Genomic DNA, 24040 nt, shown 5'->3' on the forward strand with positions numbered 1-24040 from the left:
TTACCCTTCATTTAAAGCTTCTTTCAGCCATATGGAAGCTTCTCTCTATAAATGGACTGTAACGTACTTGTTCCGTCATTGATTTAATGTATTATATGACTAAATATAATAGAATTCTCTTAAGTTTGTCAATGTAGATAATCATTTATATTATATCAATTACTTATTAATCATAGCTATTCTACTATTCATTCTTAACAGCCTTTTCATATATTATGCATGTATTAACAAATTGTACTACTCCCACGCACTTTTCTGAATATTTTATTTTTGTTATAATTGAATTATTAATAATAAAGGAGCGATTATAATGACAACCTTATTGAACAAAGCTAAAAATATGTTAACGACTGATGAAACAATATTGTTTTACGTAGCCTGTTCACTAGACATATTTATTTATCGTTCCGTCGCAAGGCCAGGATTGCTAATTTTAACAGACAAACGGCTCTTCTTTTATGGACCAGATGTAAGTAAGAACCCTTTATTTGAAGAGTACGCTTTCACAAAAATTTCAAATTTAAAAGAACAAAAGCGGCTTTTCAGCAATCAAATTGTATTTATGTATGATAATGAATGGAAAAAAATAAAACATATTCAAACAAATGATGTAAGCTCTCTCGTTCAAAAAATAAACGAGCAACTCTCTAAATAATGATAGCCCTCTACTTTTATAAGGAGAGGGCCTTCCTATTACACATCTTCTTTTTTCCAAAGGGGCCTTACATGAACGATCACTGTGCGAATGACCGCTAAAACAGGAACTGATATTAATAACCCTACAATTCCTGCCACTTCTCCCCCAACTAGTAGTGCAAGCATAATAATGACAGGATGCATGCGAAGCGACTTACCAACGATGTAAGGGGATAAAATGTTACTTTCTACGAATTGCAAAATAGCAATCGTAATCCCCGCTTTAATGAGTAAACTTGTTGATACCGTTGCTGCAATCATCAACGCTGGAATCGCTCCTAAAATAGGGCCAAAGTATGGGATTATATCTGTTATCCCGATGATGATGCCAAGTAATAATGGATATTTCATACCGATAAACCAAAAAGAAAGAACCGATACTCCCCCTAATACTAAACAAACGAATAACTGTCCGCGAATATAACTTCCAAGTGACTTATCAATTTCTTTCGCCAGCATTTGCCCCGTACTACGCCACTTACTCGGAACTAGTTTCCAAAAGATATGATAAAACTCGCCGTAATCTTTTAATATGTAAAATACAATGAACGGAATTAAGAAAATAATGAGTAACGAATCTAGTACACCACGAGCTGTGCTCATCACTTTATTTAAAAGTGCTTGTATCTTCGTCTCTACTCCGACAAAAATTTGTTTCACCTTTTCATGAATAAATGACGGGAAATTCGCTGTTTGTTCTGTAACACCATCCATCCAAGAATCATACATTTTTGTAAACTGCGGGAATTGTTCATTGATTTCTTGTAATTGCTTAATCACAACCGGCGTTCCTTTATAAATTCCATAACCAATCCCGCCAAAGAAAAGGATGTAAATAAGCAAAATAGCGAGTGTACGCGGCATCCCTTCCTTATGAATTTTTTCAATTAAAGGATGCAATAAATACGCAATGAAACATGCAATAAGGAACGGTGTAATGGCCACTTTACATACAAAAATAATCGGTGCCCATAGCGGCTTAATTTTTAAAAAGACGAGCAAACAAAGAAAGACAAGTAACAATAATCCTAAACGGTATATCCAAATGATTTTAAGATTCTTCACACGAAAAACCTCCTCCACCTTTATTGTGAAAATAAATAGGGTAGGTTATGTGCAAAAGTTTTAAAATCTTTTCGTGCAGACCATACTGTTTTGTAAAGACGCACATATATATACATAACAAGAACAACCACCCCTGAGAACGCGGCATGAAACAATATAATCAGGAGGGCTCATAATGGTTTTATTTATGCTCATATTATCTGCACTTTTTATGATTCTTGAATGGATTTGTATCGGGTTTGGTATTTGGAAAGGCTTCTTTGTTCGTTCCTCACGAAAAGAAAGGGCGAAGCAATTATTTCATTACGGCATGCTTGGCGTTGGATGTTACGGCCTATCTTATCTCTTCTCTGAAATTGGACTTTTATATTTGCATACAAATGCATAAAAAAACTCCCTTGTTGATGAAGGGAGTTTTTTACGCTTATAAATAAGATTTAATCATCTTACGTGCTTTTTTCATATTGCGTTTTGAAAAGAAATCTTGTTTGCGAGCATATTGATATGCTGCCGCTCCAACACCTAATGCGATTAATGAATTGCGTAGATTCAAAGTAAATCCCCCTTTTCGTTATCCGATCGTTCTTTCATTCTCATCAAATAAATCATCAAGAGAACTTAACGAACCATCTTCTTCTACTTGATGCGTATGGATTTTCCCCTTTGAAACCGATAATTCGATATAACAATTCCAGCAATAAAATTGGTTGACACCTATTTTCCCAATGTCTTTTCCTTTGCAATTTGGACAAATAAACATATGGCGTTCATCTCCTTACAGTCTCCCGGATTCTATTCGCCATTATTTCCAAACTGCATTCATTTATACATTGCTGGAGCCTTTCAACGTTATACGTTTGAAAGTTTCACTATATAATTTCACCTTGTTACATGAAATCATACGGTGAAATGTTTTCCACGTCCATTTCTTCGCCATTAACCGTTACCATCTGTACTTCTCCTTGTGATTCTTGCAATCGGCTAGCTAAAGTCGTTTGACGCATTGCATCATCAAGGCGATTTACACCAGACTGAAAAGCAGCTTCCTCCCCGCAAATAATAAGGAACTTCTTACTTCTTGTAATACCAGTATAAATTAAATTACGACGTAACATACGATTATAACTTTTTACTATCGGCATAATTACAATCGGAAACTCACTACCTTGCGATTTATGAATGGAACAACAATACGCATGTGTAATTTGATTTAAATCTGGTTTTGTATATGTTACCTCAATTCCATCAAATGAAACGATAATCATATCTTGTTGCTCAACGTTTTCTTTCGCATAAAACACCGAAACAATTTCTCCGATATCACCATTAAAAACTTGACTCTCCGGCTGATTAACGAGTTGCAAGACTTTATCGCCTCTTCGGTATACAACATCACCGTAAGCAATTTCTTTACTCTTTTCCCTTTTCGGATTAAACACTTCTTGCAACGCTTCGTTTAGTACATTAATACCCGCCGGTCCACGATACATCGGGGCCAATACTTGTACATCTCTTGCGCTAAACCCTTTTGTCTTCGCATTCTCACAAACCTTCTTAACAACCTCAACAATTTGAGCTCCTGTACAACCGATAAATGAACGATCTTTTTGGTTTTGCGCTAAATCTGGTGGGAGCGTTCCATTTTTTATCGCATGGGCAAGTTGAATTACTGATGAACCTTCCGCTTGACGATAAATCTCAGTAAGCTTTACTGTTGGAACTGCACCTGCATTCAATAAATCTTTTAATACTTGTCCAGGTCCTACAGATGGTAATTGATCTTCATCGCCTACAACGATAACTTGAATGTTAGTCGGCAATGACTTAAACAGCTGATTTGCAAGCCAAATATCAACCATTGAAAATTCATCAATAATGAGTAATTTCCCTTGTACCGGATCTGTTTCATTCCGTTGGAAAGACCCTTCGGGCGTCCAGCCAAGTAAACGGTGAATTGTACAAGCTGGAAGCCCTGTTGATTCACTCATTCGCTTCGCTGCCCTTCCTGTTGGAGCCGTTAATAATATCGGAAATGGATTATCATCACTATATTCATTCGGATTTAACGATAGCCCGTGAAGTGACGCATACATTTCAACAATTCCTTTAATAACTGTTGTTTTCCCTGTTCCTGGTCCACCTGTCAATAACATCATCGGTTTATGAAGTGCCGTTTGAATTGCTTCTTGCTGAAACGGTGCATATTGTACGTTCAGTTGTTCTTCAATTTCACCTAATGTTTTTAACACTTCTGCCTCTGGAAATGAAGGTGTTTCTTCTTGATTCATAAGCCTGCGAATGGACTTTACAACACCTTTTTCAGAGTAGAATAACGTTGCTAAATACACTCGCTCTTCTTCTATGATGACTTTCCCTTCACTTTGCATCGTTTCAATACAGCCTACAATATCTTCCTCAGTCACTCTTCCTTCTTGATTGTTTAAAAGCGACATCGTTTCTCTTACAAGTTGGTCTTTCCTCATATAAACGTGACCAAGTTGTAATGAGACATTCTCTAACGTGTAAAAACATCCTGCGCGTACACGGTCGTCGTGATTACCCGATATCCCTAACGCACGCCCTATATCATCCGCTCTTCCAAAACCAATTCCGTCCACTTCTTCAATAAGTTGGTACGGGTTATTACGAATTACTTCTAATGTCATCTCTTTATATTGCTGATAAATCTTAATAGAAAGCTTCGTTCCAAAACCGTAGCCATTTAAAAAGCTCATTACTTTCTCTAATCCTTGATGTTCAACAATTGTCTCATAAATTTCTTGTGCTTTTTGCTTGTTGACAACACCATTTAAAGCCTCAGGATCATCCATAATTTTAGAAATAGCATGTTCCCCCAGATGGTCCACAATTTTTTCAGCTGTACGCTTTCCTATCCCTTTAAATAAATCACTCGCTAAATATTGCACCATACCGGCTTTTGTTTGCGGCAATTCTTTCTTAAACGTTTCAACTAAATATTGTTTCCCATACTTCGGATGGTCTTTAAAATGACCTGTCAACGTAAACACTTCATCTTCATGCATGCGGGGAAAATGACCGTTTATCATCACTTTTTTTTCGTCGTACGTTTCATTCGTTTCAATGACTTTCATACTGACAACGGAATAGAGGTTTTCTTCGTTGTGGAAAATGGTATGAAGAACTTGCGCTTTTATAAACTTTTTCTCTTCCTCAAACAAATTCATTGCATGTTGATTTCCCATCTTTCCTCTCCTTTCCGGTTTCGTTTCACTTTAATGAGCAGTACATCCCCCACCTATTTAGATGAGGGATAACTACCCATTAAACTACATTTTTCTTATTCAGCTTCTTGCTCTAATAAACGAACACCATTACCCGCTAAAAAGTGATCTGGCTGAATTTCAGTTGCTTTCTTAAATAAAGCGAGAGCCTTCTCATTTTTTTCCTCAAATACGTAGGCAACACCTAAATTATAATACGCATCTGCATGCTCTTCATCCATTTCTAATACCTTTTCAAAATAAGGTTTCGCCTCTTGAATATGTTCTAGTCGTGCAAAGCAAAGTCCGCACTGGAACAAAGCTTCTACATCGTTTTCATCTAATTCTGTTGCTCTTTGTAAAAACGGCAGTGCAAGACGATCATTTCCAAGTTGCACATGTGTAATACCTAACATAAACGTTACATCAGCTGATTGTAATCCAGCTTGCATCGCTTGTTCAAATACAGCTTTCGCCTCTGCAAATTGCTCTTGACCGTAATATACGTTTCCTAATCCATAATAAGCAGCCGCAGATTTATCATCTAACTCCAATGCACGTTTATAAAATAAAATTGCTCTCTCACTGTCACCTAGTACATCTAATAAGTTTGCAAAATTAATATATCCAAGCGCATCTTTCGGATTTTCTTCGATTGCTTCTGTGAAATTTTTAGCAGCTTCTTCCCAGTTTCCTTCTTGCATATATTGAATACCTGTTTCAAGTTTGTTTGACATGTCCTTCACCTCTACAACAAATTATAACAAAGAATGTATTTTCCAAGCGAACGAAAATTCGCCTTATGTAAAAGAAACCTCTAACCGCGAATCGGTAGAGGCTTCTCTTTTATCCTAAATAATCCAATTTCTTACCGCTACGGTACACTTCATCAATTGTAGCACCGCCCAAACACTCATCTCCATCATAGAAAACAACTGCTTGTCCTGGTGTAATTGCACGAATTGGCTCGTCACAAAGAATACGAACTGTATTTTCATCAACGATTTGAACCGTTACTTTATTGTCTTCTTGACGATAACGGAATTTCGCTGTGCACTTAAATTCTTTCTCTTTCGCTTTATTACTTACCCAGCCAACATTTGTAGCAATAACTTCGTCGCCATATAGAAGTTCGTTATGGAATCCTTGATCAACATATAAAATGTTTTCTTTCAAGTTTTTCCCAACAGCAAACCACGGATCACCGTTACCACCAATACCAAGGCCATGACGTTGTCCAATTGTGTAGTACATTAAACCGTCATGCTTTCCTTTCACTTCGCCAGATAACGTTTGCATCACACCTGGTTGTGCTGGTAAATAGTTACTTAAGAAATCTTTAAAGTTACGCTCACCAATGAAGCAAATACCAGTACTATCTTTCTTCGCCGCTGTCGCTAAACCAGCTTCTTTCGCCATTTCACGAATTTGTGGTTTCTTCAGTTCACCAAGCGGGAACATTGTTTTTGATAATTGCTCTTGGCTTAATTGATTTAAGAAATACGTTTGGTCTTTATTGTCATCAACGCCGCGAAGCATTTTATATTCGCCGTCCATATAAGCAACGCGTGCATAATGACCTGTCGCTACATAATCAGCACCGAGCGCAATGGCATGCTCTAAAAATGCTTTAAATTTAATTTCTTTATTACACATTACATCTGGGTTTGGTGTACGACCAGCTCGGTATTCATCTAAGAAGTACGTAAATACTTTATCCCAGTATTGTTTTTCAAAGTTTACTGCATAATACGGAATACCAATTTGGTTACACACTTCGATTACATCATTGTAATCTTCTGTTGCTGTGCAGACACCATTCTCATCTGTATCATCCCAGTTTTTCATAAAAATTCCGATTACATCATAACCTTGCTCTTTTAATAAAAGAGCCGCTACAGATGAATCGACGCCACCGGACATCCCGATGACAACGCGTGTTTCGTGAGGTAGTTTGTTCATCATGTCACCTCCCATGCTAATTTTGTGTTAATCGCTTCACGATTTTCACTGTTTCGTACGCCGCTTTCTCAACTTGCTCTTTCGTATTTCCAAGTCCGAAACTAAAACGTACGGATGAACGTATTTGATCGGAGTCTTTTCCGAACATCGCCACTAATACATGTGATGGATCAATTGAACCAGCTGTACAAGCCGAACCACTTGATACTGCAATGCCAGCTAAGTCTAAGTTCACAAGAAACGGTTCAATGTTCATTCCTGTAAAACTAATATTAAGCACATGTGGTAAGCGATATTCTAAGTTTCCGTTTACCTCGAAAGTAATGTCTTCATTTTTGAAGACAGATACCATTATATCTTTAAACTCTTCATATTGGGCATTTTTTTGCTCACGAGTTTTTTCAGCTAGCAAAATTGCATGTTGCAACCCAACGATGCTCGGCACATTTTCCGTACCAGCACGGCGTTTTCTTTCTTGCTCCCCACCTATTAATAACGGTTCAAATTTCACATTTGCACCAGCGTATAAGAACCCGACACCTTTTGGCCCGTTAATTTTATGAGCCGAAATTGATAATAAATCAATACAAAACTCTTTCACATCAATTTCTACTAAACCGTAAGCTTGTACCGCATCTGTATGGAAATAAGCTTGATGCTCTTTTAGCAGCTTACCTATTTCCGCAATTGGTTGCATCGTCCCAACTTCATTATTCCCAAACATAATAGATACAAGAATTGTCTCTTCTGTTAATGCCTTTTGTATGTCAGAAACTTGAACGCGTCCTGTTTCATCAACAGGTAAATATGTCACTTCAAATCCTTCACGCTCTAACAATTCACACGTATGCAAAATTGCATGATGTTCAATTTGTGTCGTTATAATATGGTTACCTTTATGACGGTTCGCACGCGCTACACCGATAAGCGCTAAATTATCAGCTTCCGTACCACCGCTCGTAAATATAATTTCATTCGGATTCGCATGAATGCTACGTGCACATGCGCGTCTCGCCTCATCTACTGCATGGCGCGTTTGACGTCCATAAAAGTGAATACTAGACGGGTTTCCGAATGTTTCTGTCATATATGGAATCATCTTTTCGACCACTTCTGGGTGAGTCGGAGATGTCGCAGCATGATCTAAGTAAATGCGTTCCATTAAATCTCCTTCTTTCCAAATCGTTTCACAAGGAATTAAATGTAAAACATATAGCCCCCGTGATTTTCTTCCTCATAACGTACTAAATCTTCTAACGTTGTACTATCTAACACTTCTTGCACCGCATCACGAACACGCATCCATAATTGGCGTTGTGCTGGTTCTTCTTCTTCTATCATTTCTACAACACTAATCGGACCCTCTAATACACGGATTACATCCCCAGCTGTAATATTAGCCGGCTGATCTGATAATACATATCCGCCATATGCCCCGCGTGTACTCTTTACTAGACGCGCGTTACGAAGTGGTGAAATTAATTGCTCTAAGTAATGCTCAGATAAGTCATGTGCCTGCGCAATTGATTTTAATGAAATCGGACCTTCACCAAACTTTTTTGCAAGATCGATCATAATTGTTAAGCCGTAGCGGCCTTTCGTTGAAATCTTCATCTATTTTGCACCTCTTTTCAAATTTTCACTTCTATTGGTTATATCTTATTTGTAAAAGAACACAATTTAAAATCCTATGAAATTATAGCATAATATAGTATTATAAGAAATTTCAACTTGTGTATCAAAATGATAACATAAAATCACATTGAAAAACTCGGAAATTATTACAATTGAAAGAAAAATGAAAATATTCATATTCATTTTTCCCACAAAACAGCATCCTATTTCAAATTCCACTAAAAAAAATGATACGATAGAAAGAGATTATACATTAAGGGAGACGGTAAAAATGAAACAACCACTCGCACATCGAATGCGCCCTACAAATATTCAAGAAATTATCGGACAACAACATTTAGTTGGTGAAGGAAAAATTTTATGGCGAATGGTCCAAGCAAATCATTTTCAATCTATGATTTTATATGGCCCTCCAGGCACTGGAAAAACATCCATCGCGAGCGCAATTGCAGGAAGTACCGGAACCCCTTTTCGCCTATTAAACGCTGTTACTCATAATAAAAAAGATATGGAAGTTGTCGTACAAGAGGCAAAGATGCATCGACACCTCGTTTTAATTTTAGATGAAGTACACCGTCTAGATAAAGCAAAACAGGATTTTCTATTACCTCATTTAGAAAGTGGACTCCTTACCTTAATTGGTGCGACGACGAGTAATCCGTTCCATGCTATTAATTCTGCTATTCGAAGTCGGTGTCAAATCTTCGAATTACACGCATTAACAGAAGATGATCTTTTAATTGGCTTAAAACGAGCACTTGAAGATAAAGAAAAAGGTCTTGGGGAATATGATGTAACTGTTACGCCTGAAGCATTACATCACTTCGCAAATGCATCAGGCGGAGATATGCGTTCCGCTTATAATGCACTGGAACTAGCTGTTTTATCTAGCTTTACAACTGATGACAAAGCTGCGGAAATTACGCTAGAAATCGCCGAAGAATGCTTACAAAAAAAGAGCTTCGTTCATGACAAAGGCGGAGATGCTCATTATGACGTATTATCGGCATTTCAAAAATCGGTGCGCGGAAGTGATGTAAATGCAGCACTTCACTATTTAGCACGTCTTATTGAAGCTGGTGACCTACAAAGCATCGGTAGACGTCTTCTTATTATGGCATATGAAGATATTGGACTTGCTAGCCCGCAAGCTGGACCGCGTACGCTAGCAGCTATAGAATCAGCGGAACGAGTTGGATTCCCAGAAGCACGCATACCACTTGCAAATGCCGTTATTGAGCTTTGCCTATCACCAAAATCAAACTCAGCTTATAAAGCACTTGACGCTGCCTTACACGATTTACGGAACGGTCAAACAGGCGATATTCCAAGTCATTTAAAAGATAGTCATTACAAAGGCGCAGAGGCACTTGGAAGAGGCATTGGATACTTATATCCACACGACCATCCAAATGGTTGGGTACCGCAACAATACTTACCTGATAAAATAAAAAACAAACAATATTATAAACCGAAAACGACAGGGAAATTTGAGCAAGCACTTTCTACTGTATATGAAAGATTACAAAGTTCGAATAAAACGAAAAATAAAGGGTAACATAAGCGAAAACGTCACCATTATGGAGGCTTCGCTTATGAAAACACGTCAAGATGCATGGACAAAAGAAGACGATCTCCTTTTAGCGGAAACTGTTTTACGACATATTCGCAGCGGCAGTACACAAATAAAAGCATTCGATGAAGTCGGCGATGCTTTAAACCGCACTTCCGCAGCTTGCGGTTTTAGATGGAATGCTGAAGTAAGACCGAATTATGAAGATGCGGTGCAGCTTGCGAAAAAACAACGTAAAGAATTAAAGCGTTCTGAAGCTAAAATAGAAAAAGATCAGTTCACAAAAACGAAACAACTCGTAATCGATGCTGAGTTTTCAGAAGATATTGTACCAAGTAAACAAGAACTTACAATGCAAAATGTCATCTCGTTTTTGCAAAACTTAGAGCACAATAATCCTTCACTCGCAAAGTTACAAACTGAAAATGAAGTATTACAAACTCAGCTCACTTCCTTGCAAAAAACGAATGATGAGCTTGAAACTAAATTAGCCGCACTCACAAAAAAACAACAAGCAATCGAAGAAGATTATGCAATGCTCGTTAGAATTATGGATCGTGCTCGAAAACTCGTTTCAGTTGAAGAACAAGAAGAGCAGATCGCTCCCATTTTCAAGACAGATCAAAATGGAAATTTAGATATTATTTATTCTGCAGAGAATTAAAAAAGGATGTCACCTAGCCCAATTTTCCGGCTAAGTGACATCCTTTTTTTGTCTCTTCGGTGGATAGCATATTGGTAAATGAAATTATATCGACTATTCGACAAGGAATATCGATTTACCGACAAATATTTACAAAATAAGCAAACCCGCTATACAAAGAACTCCCTGAATCAACTGGATATTTTTTACTTAAATGTTACTATAAACATATACGATTGAAAGGAGCTGATTGCCATTTCATTAGTAGCCTTCAAAATAACACTCGGTATTCTCGTTCTAACGTTAGGCCTTTTTACCATTCACAGTTTAAAAAAGACCTCAGGTTATAAATCAGACAAATATGATTATTACTTACTGACCTTGCTTGCATTTGAACTAGTAGCAATGCAAATACCCCTATTTCTTTAGCACATCTAAAAAAGCATATATCCAAAAATGGATATATACTTTCACTTTATTCTTGCCCTACACGCTTCACTTCTACGTTTTTAATACGTTCACGTACAACGTGACTTGCCATAATTAAGCCTGCCACAGATGGTACGAATGCATTTGATGAAGGTGGTAATTTCGCTTTACGAATTTTTGCATTTTCGTCTGGTACAATTTCTTTACGTACCTCTTCACGAATTACGATTGGATTTTCGTCAGAGAAGACAACTTTTACACCTTTTTTAATGCCCTCTTTACGAAGCTTCGTACGAATGACTTTCGCAATTGGATCTGTATGTGTTTTAGAGATGTCCGCAATACGGAAACGAGTTGGGTCCATTTTATTTGCTGCACCCATACTTGAGATAATTTTAATTTTACGACGTAAACATTGTTTAATTAAATGAATTTTGAACGTAATCGTATCAGATGCATCCACTACAAAGTCTAAACCGTACTTAAAGAACTCTTCATATGTTTCATCTGTGTAAAACATTTCTAGTCCAATTACTTCACACTCTGGGTTAATGTCTGCAATACGCTCTTTCATTAATTCTACTTTTGAACGTCCTACAGTAGATACTAAAGCGTGAATTTGACGGTTTACGTTTGTAATATCTACAACATCTTTATCTACTAATACGAGACGCCCAACTCCAGAACGTGCTAACGCTTCAGCTGCAAAAGAACCTACGCCGCCAATTCCTAAAATACCGACTGTACTATTTTTTAATATTTCAAGTCCTTCTTTACCGAAGGCTAATTCATTACGTGAAAATTGATGTAACATTCAGCTCTACACTCCTATTACAAAAATGGTCTACCATGTATTCTAGCGTTTTTCCGACTATTTGTATAGAAAAAGTTATAGAATTCCTAAAAATACATATTTCGAAAATAAAAACATAGTGTAAACCGGGATTTTATTTCTTCCTAAATACACGTTTAAAAAGGAGGATTTAGAGAACCGAGCAGATTGAGGCGCTGAAGCCAGGAGGAGCGCAGTGTAGCTTTACTACTCGAGCACCGGACTGGCAAAGCAACGATGAGATGCGACAGTTATCTGAACCGGACTTTTTAAACAACCTTCCAATACACGTTTAAAAAGGAGGATTCAGATAACCGAGCAGATCGAGGCATGTATGCTAGGAGGAGCGCAGTGTAGCTTTACTACTCGAGCACCAGACTAGCATACGTAACGACGAGATGCGACAGTTATCTGAACCGGACTTTTTAAACAACCTCTCAAAAAAAGCCTAGATGGTATTAGTATAACCATCTAGACCCTATTCTTACTTCTCTTCTTTTAAGCTTAATTTTAAGTTTAACTCTTCAAGCTGCGCTTCTGCAACTGGGCTTGGAGCTTCTGTTAATAAGCAGCTTGCGCTTGCTGTTTTCGGGAATGCAATTGTATCACGAAGGTTCGTACGACCTGCAAGTAACATAACAAGACGGTCTAAACCTAATGCAATACCACCGTGTGGTGGCGTACCGTATTCGAATGCTTCTAATAAGAATCCGAATTGCTCTTGCGCTTCTTCTTGTGAGAATCCAAGTGCTTTGAACATTTTTTCTTGTACATCACGCTCGTAAATACGAAGTGATCCACCACCAAGCTCATAACCGTTTAATACAAGGTCATATGCTTGCGCACGTGCTTTTTCTGGTGCTGTTTCTAATAGCTCAACATCTTCACGGAATGGCATTGTGAATGGGTGGTGAGCTGCGAAGTAACGATCTGCATCTTCATCGTACTCAAGAAGCGGCCAATCCGTTACCCATAGGAAGTTAAATTTACTTTCGTCAATTAACTCAAGCTCTTTACCTAGGCGTAAACGAAGTGCACCTAAGCTATCTGCAACAACGCTCTTCTTATCTGCTACGAATAGTAATAAGTCACCAGCAGTAGCTTCTAATGTAGTCATTAACACGTTTGCATCTTCTTCACCGAAGAATTTCGCGATCGGTCCTTTTAAGCCGTCTTCTTCCACTTTAAGCCAAGCTAAACCTTTTGCACCGTATACTTTTACGAATTCAGTTAATGCATCGATGTCTTTACGAGAGTATTTGTTCGCAGCACCTTTTGCATTAATTGCTTTTACTTGTCCGCCGCTTTCTACAGCACTTGTAAATACTTTAAATCCACAACCTGCTGCAAACTCAGATAAGTCTGTTAGTTCCATTTCAAAGCGTGTATCTGGCTTATCAGAACCGTAACGAGCCATTGCATCAGCGTAAGTCATACGAGGGAATGGTGCACTAATCTCTACACCTTTCGCATCCTTCATAACTTTCGTCATCATGCGCTCCATCATATCTAAAATTTCTTCTTGTGTTAAGAATGAAGCTTCAATATCGATTTGCGTAAATTCTGGCTGACGGTCCGCACGTAAATCTTCATCACGGAAACAGCGTGCTACTTGATAGTAGCGCTCAAATCCGCCGACCATAAGAAGCTGTTTAAATAGCTGTGGAGATTGTGGTAATGCATAAAACTCACCATCATGTACACGACTTGGTACTAAATAATCACGAGCTCCTTCTGGCGTGCTCTTCGTTAAAATTGGTGTTTCCACTTCTAGGAACTCTTCTGTGTCTAAGAAGTTACGAATTGTTTTTGTTACGTCATGACGCATTTTGAATGTATTGAACATTACAGGACGACGTAAGTCTAAGTAACGATATTTTAAACGCACATCTTCTGATGCATCTGTATCATCAGCGATAATGATTGGCGTTGTTTTCGCTGCATTTAATACGTTTACTTTCGTTGCTTGTACTTCAATACGACCAGTTGCCATATTGTCATTAATTGCGCCTTCACCACGCTCAACAACTGTACCTTCTACGTGTAATACGTATTCGCTACGAATTGTTTCTGCTACTTCTAGCGCCTCTTTTGATGTTTCTGGGTTAAATACAACTTGTACGATACCTGTACGGTCACGTAAGTCGATAAAGATTAATCCACCTAAATCACGGCGTTTTTGTACCCAACCTTTTAATTGAACTGTTTGTCCAACTGCTTCTACTGTTACTTTTCCACATGCATGTGTTCTTTCAGCCACTGTAAGTTCCCCCTATATTAATTTCTCTGCTACGTATGAAGCAAATACATCTAATGCTACTTCTTCTTGTTCGCCTGTTGCCATATCTTTTAAGTTGATGATACCTTTATCTAACTCATCTTCCCCTAATACAGCTACAAATTTCGCTTTTAGACGATCTGCTGATTTAAATTGTGCCTTCATTTTGCGATCTAAATAATCTTTTTCAACTGATAATCCAGCTTTACGAAGATCAAACGCAACTTTTGCAGCATGGTCTTTTGCTTTTTCACCAAGCGCTACAACGTAACAATCAATGCTATGTTCGATTGGCAATTCAATGTTTTCAGCTTTTAGTGCCATAATTAAACGTTCAATACTCATCGCAAAACCGATACCTGGCATTTCTGGTCCACCAATTTCTTGTACAAGTCCGTTGTAACGTCCACCACCGCTTAATGTAGTAATAGCACCGAAACCTTCTGCCTCACTCATAATTTCAAATACAGTGTGTTGGTAGTAGTCTAAACCACGTACTAAGTTCGGATCTTTTTCAAATGGAACATCCATCATCGTTAATAGTTCTTGAACTTTTTCGTAGTATACTGCTGAATCTTCGTTTAAGTATTCTGTAATAGATGGTGCTGTTCCCATTAATTCATGGTTACGGTCCTTCTTACAATCTAAAATACGAAGAGGGTTCTTTTCTAAACGAGATTGACAGTCAGAACAGAATTCGCCAATACGTGGCTCAAAGTGTGCGATTAATGCATCACGGTGTGCTTGACGGCTTGCTGCATCACCTAAGCTGTTTAATACAACTTTAATATTTTTTAAGCCCATGCCGCGGTAAAACTCTACAGCAAGTGCAATTACTTCTGCATCAATTGCAGGATCGTTACTGCCGATTGCTTCAATACCAAATTGTACGAATTGACGATAGCGACCTGCTTGTGGTCTTTCGTAACGGAACATTTGGCCGATATAGTATAATTTCGTCGGTTGTGTTGCGTCACCGAACATTTTATTTTCAACGTAAGAACGTACAACAGGTGCAGTACCTTCTGGACGTAATGTTAAACTACGCTCTCCACGATCTTGGAATGAGTACATTTCTTTTTGCACGATATCTGTCGTATCACCAACACCACGTAAAAATAGCTCAGTGTGTTCAAAAATTGGTGTACGAATTTCTTTGTAATTGTAACGACGGCAAATTTCGCGTGCTTGCCCTTCGATATACTGCCATAACTCAACAGTACCTGGAAGAATATCTTGCGTTCCGCGTGGGATTTGAATAGACATATTCAGTTCCTCCTCAAATTGTTTTAATCTTAATAAAAATAAAAAAACTCCCGCCTCTACTGTTTGAACAGTAGGGACGAGAGTATTATACCCGTGGTGCCACCCTAATTGAAGCACGTATGCTTCCACTTTTTTAATAACGCTTAAATGTGCGTTCATCCCTACTAAGCGTATACGCCGTTCAAGTTGAAACCTCTAGAGTGTCATTCAATCAGTCATCATGTAGAAATGTTTTCAGCCTAAGACATTTCTTCTCTTTCCATGTGTGTCTCATTTACTCTTCTCTATCAAAGGTTATATTCATATGTAAATATAAAATTACTATACGTTTGTTCAGTAGGATTGTCAAGTGCTCTAAGAGCGTTCAATCTGCTTCTTTAGACGCTTTACATCTTGAAGAGAAATGCCAAACTCAGAAGCCAGCTCCATTGAAGTATTGTTTTGCTCTTTTGAAATAAAATCATGAAAATTCACGTTAAACAGTTGATTTGCACCATTTGTAACAGAATGCCCTTTTTCATTCATACGCATACGTATATCCCTCACATTCAATATGGATGTTTTACTTTTTATTGTTCCATATTGATTAGAGAGTTATACATAAACGAAAAAGCTATTGACTCAAAATAAACATTAGTATTGGATTTATAACAATGAGCTAGTCCACTTGCTAGCATATGATGCTTCAAATAATATAACGATACGATACAATACCTACCCCAATTACGAGAATTTCTAACATTACATGTAATACAACTTGCGCGGCCATTTCTTCTATAGGAAGTAAAGCATACATTAAATTACTTCTACACTCTGATTCAATATACGGACCAATGCCTCTGGATTAGTTTCCATTACCCAATGCCCACCAACTTCAATAGAAAAAACCTCCCATTTTCTATCTCTTGCTTTTTTTGCTGATTCTAAAAAGATAGACGTCATTGGCCAATGTTCTGGATTATCCTTTACTTCTACGTATATATGCGGTATACATTGTGCTTTAAAGTTTTTTATTTCAACCGATTGTGTAAAAGCCAACAATGGCATCGCTGATTTTCTCTCATCTATTGTATTTCTAGGAAGAACACGCCATCCCTCCCCGTATACTTTTACTTCTTCTATAAAATGCGCGGCCATTTCCGGTCCAGAAATATCCATAACAGAATCACCATCTTCCGGAAGCATTGCATCCACGTATACTAGCTCCTTAATGAACTCGGGAATTACTTCTGCCACCCCTGTAATTACCATACCAGAATAACTATGTCCTACCAAAATTACATCTTTTAGACCCTGATATTTAATAGTATTAACAATGTCTTGAATAAATGTCTTCAACCCTATATTAGGTTGCATAAGATGTGTTCGTTCCCCAAGTCCAGTTAATGTAGGAGTATATACACTATGACCCTCTTCCCTTAAAAGTTCAGCTAGTTTTTTCCAAACATAACCGCCATCCCATGCTCCATGAACGAGTACAAATGTTTCCATAAGTTTTACCTCCCATAATCCCCCGATTATATCGTTTATTTTCTTAACTATCATAACAATAATTAACAAAATATACCATTAAAAACCATAAAAGAAGAGAGGGGCTCATCCCCTCTCTTCTTGCAACACTATTTACTTTCCACAATTAAGGTAACCGGACCATCATTGATTAAAGAAACATCCATCATTGCTCCGAACTTCCCTGTTTCTACATGCAACCCTTGCTTACGTACTTCTTCATTAAAGAAATCATATAAACGCTCTGCATAGTCAGGTTTAGCTGCATCCATAAAGTTTGGACGTCTTCCCTTGCGGCAATCTCCGTATAATGTGAATTGCGAAATGGATAGAACTTGTCCTTCTACATCAAGTACAGAATGGTTCATCTTTCCGCTCTCATCTTCAAAAATACGTAAGTTCGCAATTTTTTCTGCAATGTAAGTTGCATCTTTTTCTGTATCTTCATGCGTAATGCCAACTAGTAATGTTAAACCGAACGGAATTTGTCCTACGATCTCACCGTCTACTGTGACAGACGCTTCTTTTGATCGTTGTAAAACAACTCTCATCTTTTCTACACTCCCTATTAATGCATCATGCGTCGTACTGCATAAATTTCTGGAACACGTTTAATGCGTTCTACTACTTTTTTCAAGTGCTGTAAGTTACGAATAGAGATTGACATATTAATTGTTGCCATCTTATTACGGTCACTTCTACCAGAAACTGCTGAAATGTACGTTTTCGTCTCTGTAACAGCTTGTAATACTTCGTTTAATAAACCACGGCGATCGTAACCTGAAATTTCAATATCAACGTTATACTCAATTTCTTTTTCAGGGCTACCTTCCCACTCTACTTCTAATAAACGTTCTATAGCTTCTTCTGTATGAACATTTACACAGTCACGGCGGTGAATCGATACGCCTCGGCCTTTCGTAATATACCCAACGATATCATCACCAGGTACTGGGTTACAGCATTTTGATAAACGAATTAATAAATTATCTGCACCACTTACTTTAACGCCAGAATCCCATTTTCGAATTTTCATCGGTTTACGAACTTCTTTAACTTCAACAATCTCTTCTTCTTCACGTTGCTTACGGAACTTGTCCGTTAGTCGCGTAACAATTTGCGATGCAGTGATACCATTATATCCAACTGCCGCAAACATATCTTCTTCATTTGCAAAGTTGAATTTTTCAGCAACTCGTTTTAAATTGTCAGGCGCTAACACTTCTTTCATCTCATACTCTAGGCTACGCACTTCTTTCTCAACAAGTTCACGGCCTTTTTCAATATTTTCATCTCTACGTTGTTTCTTAAAGAACTGACGTATTTTGTTTTTTGCATGAGATGTTTGAGCAAGTTTCACCCAATCTTGACTTGGTCCATACGAATGTTTCGATGTTAAAATCTCAATGATGTCACCTGTTTTTAATTTATAGTCAAGTGTCACCATTTTCCCGTTTACTTTTGCACCAATTGTTTTATTCCCAATCTCTGAATGCACACGATATGCAAAGTCAATTGGAACAGATCCAAGTGGTAATTCCATTACATCGCCTTTCGGTGTAAAGACGAATACCATGTCAGAGAATAAATCAATTTTTAACGACTCCATAAACTCTTCTGCATTAGAAGCTTCATTTTGCCATTCTAATATTTGACGGAACCATGTAAGTTTCTTCTCTAATGTACCTGTTGTTTCTGCTGTTTTTCCTTCTTTATACGCCCAGTGTGCCGCGATCCCGAATTCTGCAATCTCATGCATTTCTTTCGTACGAATTTGCACTTCAAGCGGATCACCTTTCGGTCCAATTACAGTCGTATGAAGAGATTGATATAGATTTGCTTTCGGCATTGCAATATAATCTTTAAAACGACCTGGCATCGGCTTCCAGCACGTATGAATAATTCCAAGTACTGCATAACAATCTTTAATACTATTTACAACGACACGTACAGCTAATAAATCGTAAATTTCATTGAACTGTTTATTTTGCAGTGCCATTTTACGATAAATACTGTAAATATGTTTTGGTCTTCCAGAAATTTCAGGTTGAATTGCAACTTCGTCTAATTTCTCACGAATACCAGTCATTACTTCGTCTAAATACTCTTCACGTTCTGCACGTTTACGCTTCATTAAATTTACAATACGATAATATTGCTGTGGATTTAAGTAGCGAAGTGACGTATCCTCTAGCTCCCATTTAATAGTACTAATTCCGAGTCTATGTGCTAAAGGCGCAAAGATTTCTAACGTTTCATTCGCAATGCGACGCTGCTTCTCTTGAGGCAAATGTTTCAATGTACGCATGTTATGAAGACGATCAGCTAGTTTAATTAAAATAACTCGAATATCTTGAGCCATTGCAATAAACATTTTGCGATGGTTTTCTGCTTGTTGTTGCTCATGAGATTTATATTTAATCTTTCCAAGCTTTGTCACACCATCAACAAGCATAGCAATTTCTTTATTAAATTCCCGTTCAATATCTTCTAATGTAATCTCTGTATCTTCTACTACATCATGTAAGAAACCTGCTGATACTGTAGCTGGATCCATGTGTAAATCAACTAAAATACCTGCAACTTGAATTGGATGAATAATGTATGGTTCACCCGATTTTCTGTATTGTTCGCTATGCGCATCGCGTGCATATTCATAGGCACGTGCTACTAGCTCAATATCTTCATCCACTAAATATTGACTTGCTTTCTCGAGTACCTGTTCAGCTGTTAGTACCTGCTCATTTGCCATCGAATCACCTTTTATTGAAAATTGACTTTATCTTTATTAAATAGAATAAATTATATTCTATCATTATAACCCAATGATTGTGAATTGTGAAAAGGAAAAGATTTTACTGACATTTCACCATAATTTTTTGTTCAATTATACAAAAGTACCCGCTCCTCTCCAAGAGATTCACGGGTACTTCTTATCACCGTAGTTTTACCTATATAGCGATTAGTATTTTTCTAATACTAATACATCGTAACCATCTAACATTTTACGACCATCTAAGTAAGTAAGTTCTACTAAGAATGCAATTCCTGCTACAACTCCGCCTAGCTCTTCAACTAGCTTAATTGTCGCTTCGATTGTTCCACCTGTAGCTAATAGATCATCTGTAATTAATACGCGTTGGCCTGGCTTGATTGCATCTTTATGGATTGTTAAAACATCTTTACCATATTCTTTACCGTAGTCAACTGTAATTACTTCACGTGGTAATTTTCCTAATTTACGAACTGGCGCAAATCCTACTTCTAATGCGTAAGAAACTGGGCAACCAATAATAAAGCCACGAGCTTCTGGACCTACTACAAGGTCGATGTCTCTCTCTTTTGCATACTCAACGATTGCATCTGTTGCTGCTTTGTATGCTTTACCGTCGTTCATTAACGGTGTAATGTCTTTAAACACAATACCTTCTTTTGGATAGTCCGGTACAATTGCGATATGTTGCTTGAAATCCATATTTCTGAATCCTCCTCAGATCTAAAAGGTTTGTAAATACAAATCCTTTACCCTAACTGTTCTACTTCTTTATGATTACGAATCGTTTCAAACCATGTATATAGTTGCTGATATGTGCTATAAACCAATTCTTTTTCTAATTGTAAGTGGTTCATTTTCTCACGATATGTGTTCGATTCAATTAAATCACGCTTTTGTTTTTTGTCTGCCATAAAAATGACGCCATCTTTTATTGTAACAAATTCTAACTCAAAAAACACCTGTGTCATGAAATTTACTGTATCTTTTGACCAACCTTTATGTTGACATAGTTGTTCTCCATATTGTCTTAAAGAAAATGGTGATTTTTGGCTCAAGAATGAATAGTACCATTTAAAGTGATCCCTCGTTGGAACAGTACTAAATAAATGATTATTCTCTTGATAAAATAGCGTATAAATTCGCGACGGGAACCCAACTTTAAATAGATCTCGTAATTCATCTGTTCCTTTTGGTAAATCAAGTAACACGATGTATTGCTCATCTAACTCGGTTACTTCTGATGCATGCATCATATGCTCTTTATAGTCTTCTAAAGAAAATTTATGCAATACCTCTTTAGAAAAATACACCATCGTTATTTTTTCTTTCGGAAGTTCTGCTAAATTTGCTTCTACGTTACGCATACTACGCCAATCAAATAATTGCCATGCCTCTACAGCAATATCTTGCACCATTAATTGCGGCTTCTTAAAATTATTCCATTCATTAATAGACGCTTCCCCGATTACAGATACTTTTGCAACTGGAGAAATTTCTTTCGCATACGCTCCAAATCCAAACCCGATTGTATCCAGTGTTGCCTGTCCATCACGAAGAGCCATTTTTAAATGAGAACCGTCTGATCCGATTGCACGAATACTTTCTAACTCCGCATCTTTCACTGCAATACGTGGCTTTGGATTTCCAACACCAAATGGTGCTAACTTTTGCATATCTTCAATTGCTGCAAGTGTTACGTCCTCCACTTTGCAAAAAGCATCGACAGCTGTAATTGGAATAAAATCTTCTTCCGTTAAAATTGTATCTGCCTGTTCATTTAAACGGCGGCGTAATTCATCTACATCATTCATATGTAGCGTCATTCCCGCTGCCATCGGATGTCCTCCGAAGTGTGGCAATAACTCTCTACAATCTGACAAGTTTGCAAACAAATCAAATCCTGCAATACTACGCGCTGAACCTTTTGCAGTTTCTTTTACAGGATCAATGCATAATACAATCGTTGGACGATAAAAACGTTCAACTAATTTAGAAGCGACAATTCCAATTACACCTGGATTCCATCCTTCTTTTGCAAGCACTAATACTTTATTATCTTCAGGAGGGAAATTCGTTTCCACTTCAGCGATAGCTTCTTCTGTAATTTGTTTTACAATATCTTTTCGCAGTTTGTTCAGCTCATCAATTTCTTCAGCCAGCTCTTTCGCTTCTTCGGGATCCTCTGATAATAAAAGATGTACAGCCGGCGTAGCATCTTCTAAACGTCCAACTGCATTAATACGAGGTGCGATTGAGAAGCCAATACTCTCTTCTGTAATTTCACTTTGCGAAACGTTAGCAACTTTAAATAGCGCCTTTAGTCCAATATTTTTCGTCATGCGCATATGTTTTAAACCGCGCTTCACTAGCAATCTATTCTCACCGTGAAGTGATACTAAATCGGCTACCGTACCAATCACTGCAATTTCTAATAAATGTTCTGGTACACGGCCTAGTAGTGCATGTGCAACTTTAAACGCAACACCAACGCCCGCTAAATAGTGAAACGGATACACACCGCCATCTAATTTCGGATGAATAATCGCAAGTGCTTCTGGCAATTCTGGTGGCGGCTCATGGTGATCTGTAATAATAAGATCTATCCCAAGTTCCTTCGCTACTTTCGCTTCATGTACAGCTGCGATACCAGTATCAACAGTAATAATAAGTGAGAATCCCGCGCTATGCGCCCAACGGAATGCTTCTTCGTTTGGTCCATAACCTTCTGTAAAACGGTTTGGGATATAAAATTCTACGTCTGCACCTAATTCTTGTAAGGCAAGATATAATACAGTCGTACTACTTACTCCGTCCGCATCGTAGTCACCAAATATTAATATTTGCTCTCCATTTTGAATCGCCTTATTTACACGTTCTACCGTTCTATCCATTCCTTCTAATAAAAATGGATCATGAAATTCTTGATTTTCTGTATTTAAAAAATCTAAAATCTTATCTTCTGTATCTAGTCCTCTACCGAGGAATAACGAAACGACAAGTGGTGATAATTGTAATTTACTTGCTAATTCACTCACTCGCTCGCCATTATATTCTTTTTCTTTCCAACGCGTCTTCGGTTGTAACACGAAATCACCCCTTAACCTGTTCATTATACAAGACAGATTAAGGGGTGACAATATCATGCAAACTACGATGCAATATCTATATACTAAAATGTTAATAATGTTTAATTTGGAGAATACGGATTTATATGTACAAACACATTTTGTACGTTATCTTGTTTCATAAGCGTTTCTTTCACATGCTTTCCAATGCGATGCCCTTCTTCTACAGTAATGTATGGATCTACAGAAACTTTAATATCAACAATAACATAATGACCATGTTCCCTTGCGTATAAAGAACCAATTTTTTTTACACCATCTATTTGAAGTACGGCTTCTCTAAGCGGAATAACATCTTCCTCATGAAGAACATGATCAAGCGTTGCATGAATTGCTTCTGCCCCAATACTCCATGCCATTTTTGCAACAAGAAGTGAAACAAATAATCCTGCAATTGGATCGGCATACACAAGCCAATCTAACCCGAACTTACCACCAATAATCGCTGCACAAATACCGATTAAAGCTGCAATTGAAGAAAACACATCTGAACGGTGCTCATATGCATTTGCAATAATTGCATCACTATTTACCCTTTTCCCTAATCGGAATTTATATTGAAACATTCCTTCTTTCACGATAATTGAAAGAACGACAGCAAAAATTGTAACCCCTTTCGGCGGTTCTAGTTCCTGTGAAAAAGCTTTTATGGACGAAATCGCTATCTCGATTCCCACAATAAATAATAATACTGCAACAATAATCGCTGAAATCGATTCCGCTTTACCATGACCATACGGATGATCTTCATCGGGCGGCTGCTTTGCTGCTCGTAACCCAAACAGTACAGCTAGCGAACCAATTACATCTGATGCAGAATGCACCGCATCTGCTAATAGCGCTTTACTGTTCCCAATATAACCAATTACCGCCTTTATAATCGCTAATATAATATTACCAACGATCCCGACAATAGCACCAAACTCGGCCTGTTTAAAACGTTCATCTTTTTCCATCATTAAAATCCCTTCTTTTCTTAACCTATCTTTTTATTGTAACAAAAACAGCG

22 protein-coding genes and 2 other annotated features (1 of these 24 cut by a window edge) are annotated in these 24040 nt (G+C 37.6%); of the genes, 4 read left to right on the top strand and 18 right to left on the bottom strand.

The features are described 5' to 3' along the window. Positions 1–88 (bottom strand) — a binding site (T-box leader) (it extends 132 nt beyond the left edge of the window). Positions 89–310: 222 nt separating this feature from the next. Beyond that, entirely contained in the window at positions 311–655 is a 345-nt protein-coding gene (locus PQF83_RS12675; protein WP_000209474.1) for a PH domain-containing protein, read from the top strand. Between the two features lie 38 nt (positions 656–693). Here PQF83_RS12675 and PQF83_RS12680 read toward each other — a convergent pair whose 3' ends face one another. After that, complete coding sequence (locus PQF83_RS12680; RefSeq protein ID WP_000793118.1) at positions 694–1761, bottom strand: AI-2E family transporter; 1068 nt, start codon at positions 1759–1761, stop codon at positions 694–696. Between the two features lie 175 nt (positions 1762–1936). Between PQF83_RS12680 and PQF83_RS12685 the strand changes: the two genes are divergently transcribed. Then, on the top strand, positions 1937–2149 hold the full coding sequence (locus tag PQF83_RS12685) for a hypothetical protein (RefSeq protein ID WP_000242547.1): 213 nt from the start codon (positions 1937–1939) through the stop codon (positions 2147–2149). Positions 2150–2185: 36 nt separating this feature from the next. On the opposite strand, the gene PQF83_RS12690 is transcribed toward PQF83_RS12685, so the two are convergent. From PQF83_RS12690 to cymR, 7 genes are all read right to left on the bottom strand, one after another. Next, positions 2186–2314, bottom strand: coding sequence for a YrzQ family protein (locus tag PQF83_RS12690; protein WP_001053551.1), 129 nt, complete (start codon positions 2312–2314; stop codon positions 2186–2188). Between the two features lie 18 nt (positions 2315–2332). Then, a complete protein-coding gene (locus tag PQF83_RS12695) occupies positions 2333–2521 on the bottom strand; it encodes a hypothetical protein (RefSeq protein WP_000469281.1) in 189 nt (62 codons plus the stop codon). Between the two features lie 127 nt (positions 2522–2648). Then, the gene (recD2, locus tag PQF83_RS12700) at positions 2649–4985 is read right to left on the bottom strand and encodes an SF1B family DNA helicase RecD2 (RefSeq protein WP_000528096.1); all 2337 of its coding nucleotides are present in this window, start codon (positions 4983–4985) and stop codon (positions 2649–2651) included. A gap of 95 nt (positions 4986–5080) precedes the next feature. Next, on the bottom strand, positions 5081–5740 hold the full coding sequence (locus PQF83_RS12705) for a tetratricopeptide repeat protein (RefSeq protein ID WP_000066391.1): 660 nt from the start codon (positions 5738–5740) through the stop codon (positions 5081–5083). A 109-nt stretch (positions 5741–5849) separates the two neighbouring features. Next, a complete protein-coding gene (gene mnmA / locus PQF83_RS12710; protein WP_001038008.1) occupies positions 5850–6965 on the bottom strand; it encodes a tRNA 2-thiouridine(34) synthase MnmA in 1116 nt (371 codons plus the stop codon). Positions 6966–6981: 16 nt separating this feature from the next. After that, positions 6982–8127, bottom strand: a complete 1146-nt coding sequence (locus PQF83_RS12715) for a cysteine desulfurase family protein (protein ID WP_000439903.1) — start codon at positions 8125–8127, stop codon at positions 6982–6984. 35 nt (positions 8128–8162) lie between these two features. After that, the gene (cymR, locus tag PQF83_RS12720; RefSeq protein WP_000704116.1) at positions 8163–8579 is read right to left on the bottom strand and encodes a cysteine metabolism transcriptional regulator CymR; all 417 of its coding nucleotides are present in this window, start codon (positions 8577–8579) and stop codon (positions 8163–8165) included. A 292-nt stretch (positions 8580–8871) separates the two neighbouring features. Between cymR and PQF83_RS12725 the strand changes: the two genes are divergently transcribed. Together PQF83_RS12725 and PQF83_RS12730 are read left to right on the top strand one after the other, a co-directional pair. Next, the gene (locus PQF83_RS12725; protein WP_000812931.1) at positions 8872–10158 is read left to right on the top strand and encodes a replication-associated recombination protein A; all 1287 of its coding nucleotides are present in this window, start codon (positions 8872–8874) and stop codon (positions 10156–10158) included. A gap of 37 nt (positions 10159–10195) precedes the next feature. Then, entirely contained in the window at positions 10196–10837 is a 642-nt protein-coding gene (locus PQF83_RS12730; protein WP_000857699.1) for an RsfA family transcriptional regulator, read from the top strand. A 454-nt stretch (positions 10838–11291) separates the two neighbouring features. Here PQF83_RS12730 and PQF83_RS12735 read toward each other — a convergent pair whose 3' ends face one another. The 10 genes from PQF83_RS12735 to PQF83_RS12780 form a co-directional block, all read right to left on the bottom strand. Next, positions 11292–12059 (bottom strand): tRNA threonylcarbamoyladenosine dehydratase, encoded by a 768-nt coding sequence (locus tag PQF83_RS12735; RefSeq protein WP_000903179.1) that lies wholly within the window; start codon positions 12057–12059, stop codon positions 11292–11294. A gap of 502 nt (positions 12060–12561) precedes the next feature. After that, complete coding sequence (gene aspS, locus PQF83_RS12740) at positions 12562–14337, bottom strand: aspartate--tRNA ligase (RefSeq protein ID WP_000840907.1); 1776 nt, start codon at positions 14335–14337, stop codon at positions 12562–12564. A gap of 12 nt (positions 14338–14349) precedes the next feature. After that, positions 14350–15621 carry a histidine--tRNA ligase gene (hisS, locus tag PQF83_RS12745; protein ID WP_000027087.1) on the bottom strand — a complete coding sequence of 424 codons (1272 nt, stop codon included), beginning with the start codon at positions 15619–15621 and terminating at the stop codon, positions 14350–14352. A gap of 69 nt (positions 15622–15690) precedes the next feature. Then, positions 15691–15921: a binding site (T-box leader), on the bottom strand. Between the two features lie 54 nt (positions 15922–15975). Beyond that, positions 15976–16152 (bottom strand): hypothetical protein, encoded by a 177-nt coding sequence (locus PQF83_RS12750; protein WP_001242605.1) that lies wholly within the window; start codon positions 16150–16152, stop codon positions 15976–15978. A 264-nt stretch (positions 16153–16416) separates the two neighbouring features. Beyond that, a complete protein-coding gene (locus tag PQF83_RS12755) occupies positions 16417–17112 on the bottom strand; it encodes an alpha/beta fold hydrolase (RefSeq protein ID WP_000447389.1) in 696 nt (231 codons plus the stop codon). Positions 17113–17240: 128 nt separating this feature from the next. Then, positions 17241–17681, bottom strand: a complete 441-nt coding sequence (locus PQF83_RS12760; RefSeq protein ID WP_001266956.1) for a D-tyrosyl-tRNA(Tyr) deacylase — start codon at positions 17679–17681, stop codon at positions 17241–17243. A gap of 17 nt (positions 17682–17698) precedes the next feature. Further along, on the bottom strand, positions 17699–19882 hold the full coding sequence (gene relA, locus PQF83_RS12765; protein ID WP_001262809.1) for a GTP diphosphokinase: 2184 nt from the start codon (positions 19880–19882) through the stop codon (positions 17699–17701). 210 nt (positions 19883–20092) lie between these two features. After that, complete coding sequence (locus PQF83_RS12770) at positions 20093–20605, bottom strand: adenine phosphoribosyltransferase (protein WP_000346214.1); 513 nt, start codon at positions 20603–20605, stop codon at positions 20093–20095. A gap of 47 nt (positions 20606–20652) precedes the next feature. Further along, positions 20653–22992 carry a single-stranded-DNA-specific exonuclease RecJ gene (recJ, locus tag PQF83_RS12775; RefSeq protein ID WP_000941265.1) on the bottom strand — a complete coding sequence of 780 codons (2340 nt, stop codon included), beginning with the start codon at positions 22990–22992 and terminating at the stop codon, positions 20653–20655. Positions 22993–23093: 101 nt separating this feature from the next. Further along, the gene (locus PQF83_RS12780) at positions 23094–23987 is read right to left on the bottom strand and encodes a cation diffusion facilitator family transporter (RefSeq protein WP_033671967.1); all 894 of its coding nucleotides are present in this window, start codon (positions 23985–23987) and stop codon (positions 23094–23096) included. Positions 23988–24040 lie beyond the last annotated feature (53 nt).

The sequence above is a fragment of the Bacillus sp. FF-1 genome, assembly GCF_028548245.1.
GTDB lineage: Bacteria > Bacillota > Bacilli > Bacillales > Bacillaceae_G > Bacillus_A > Bacillus_A paranthracis.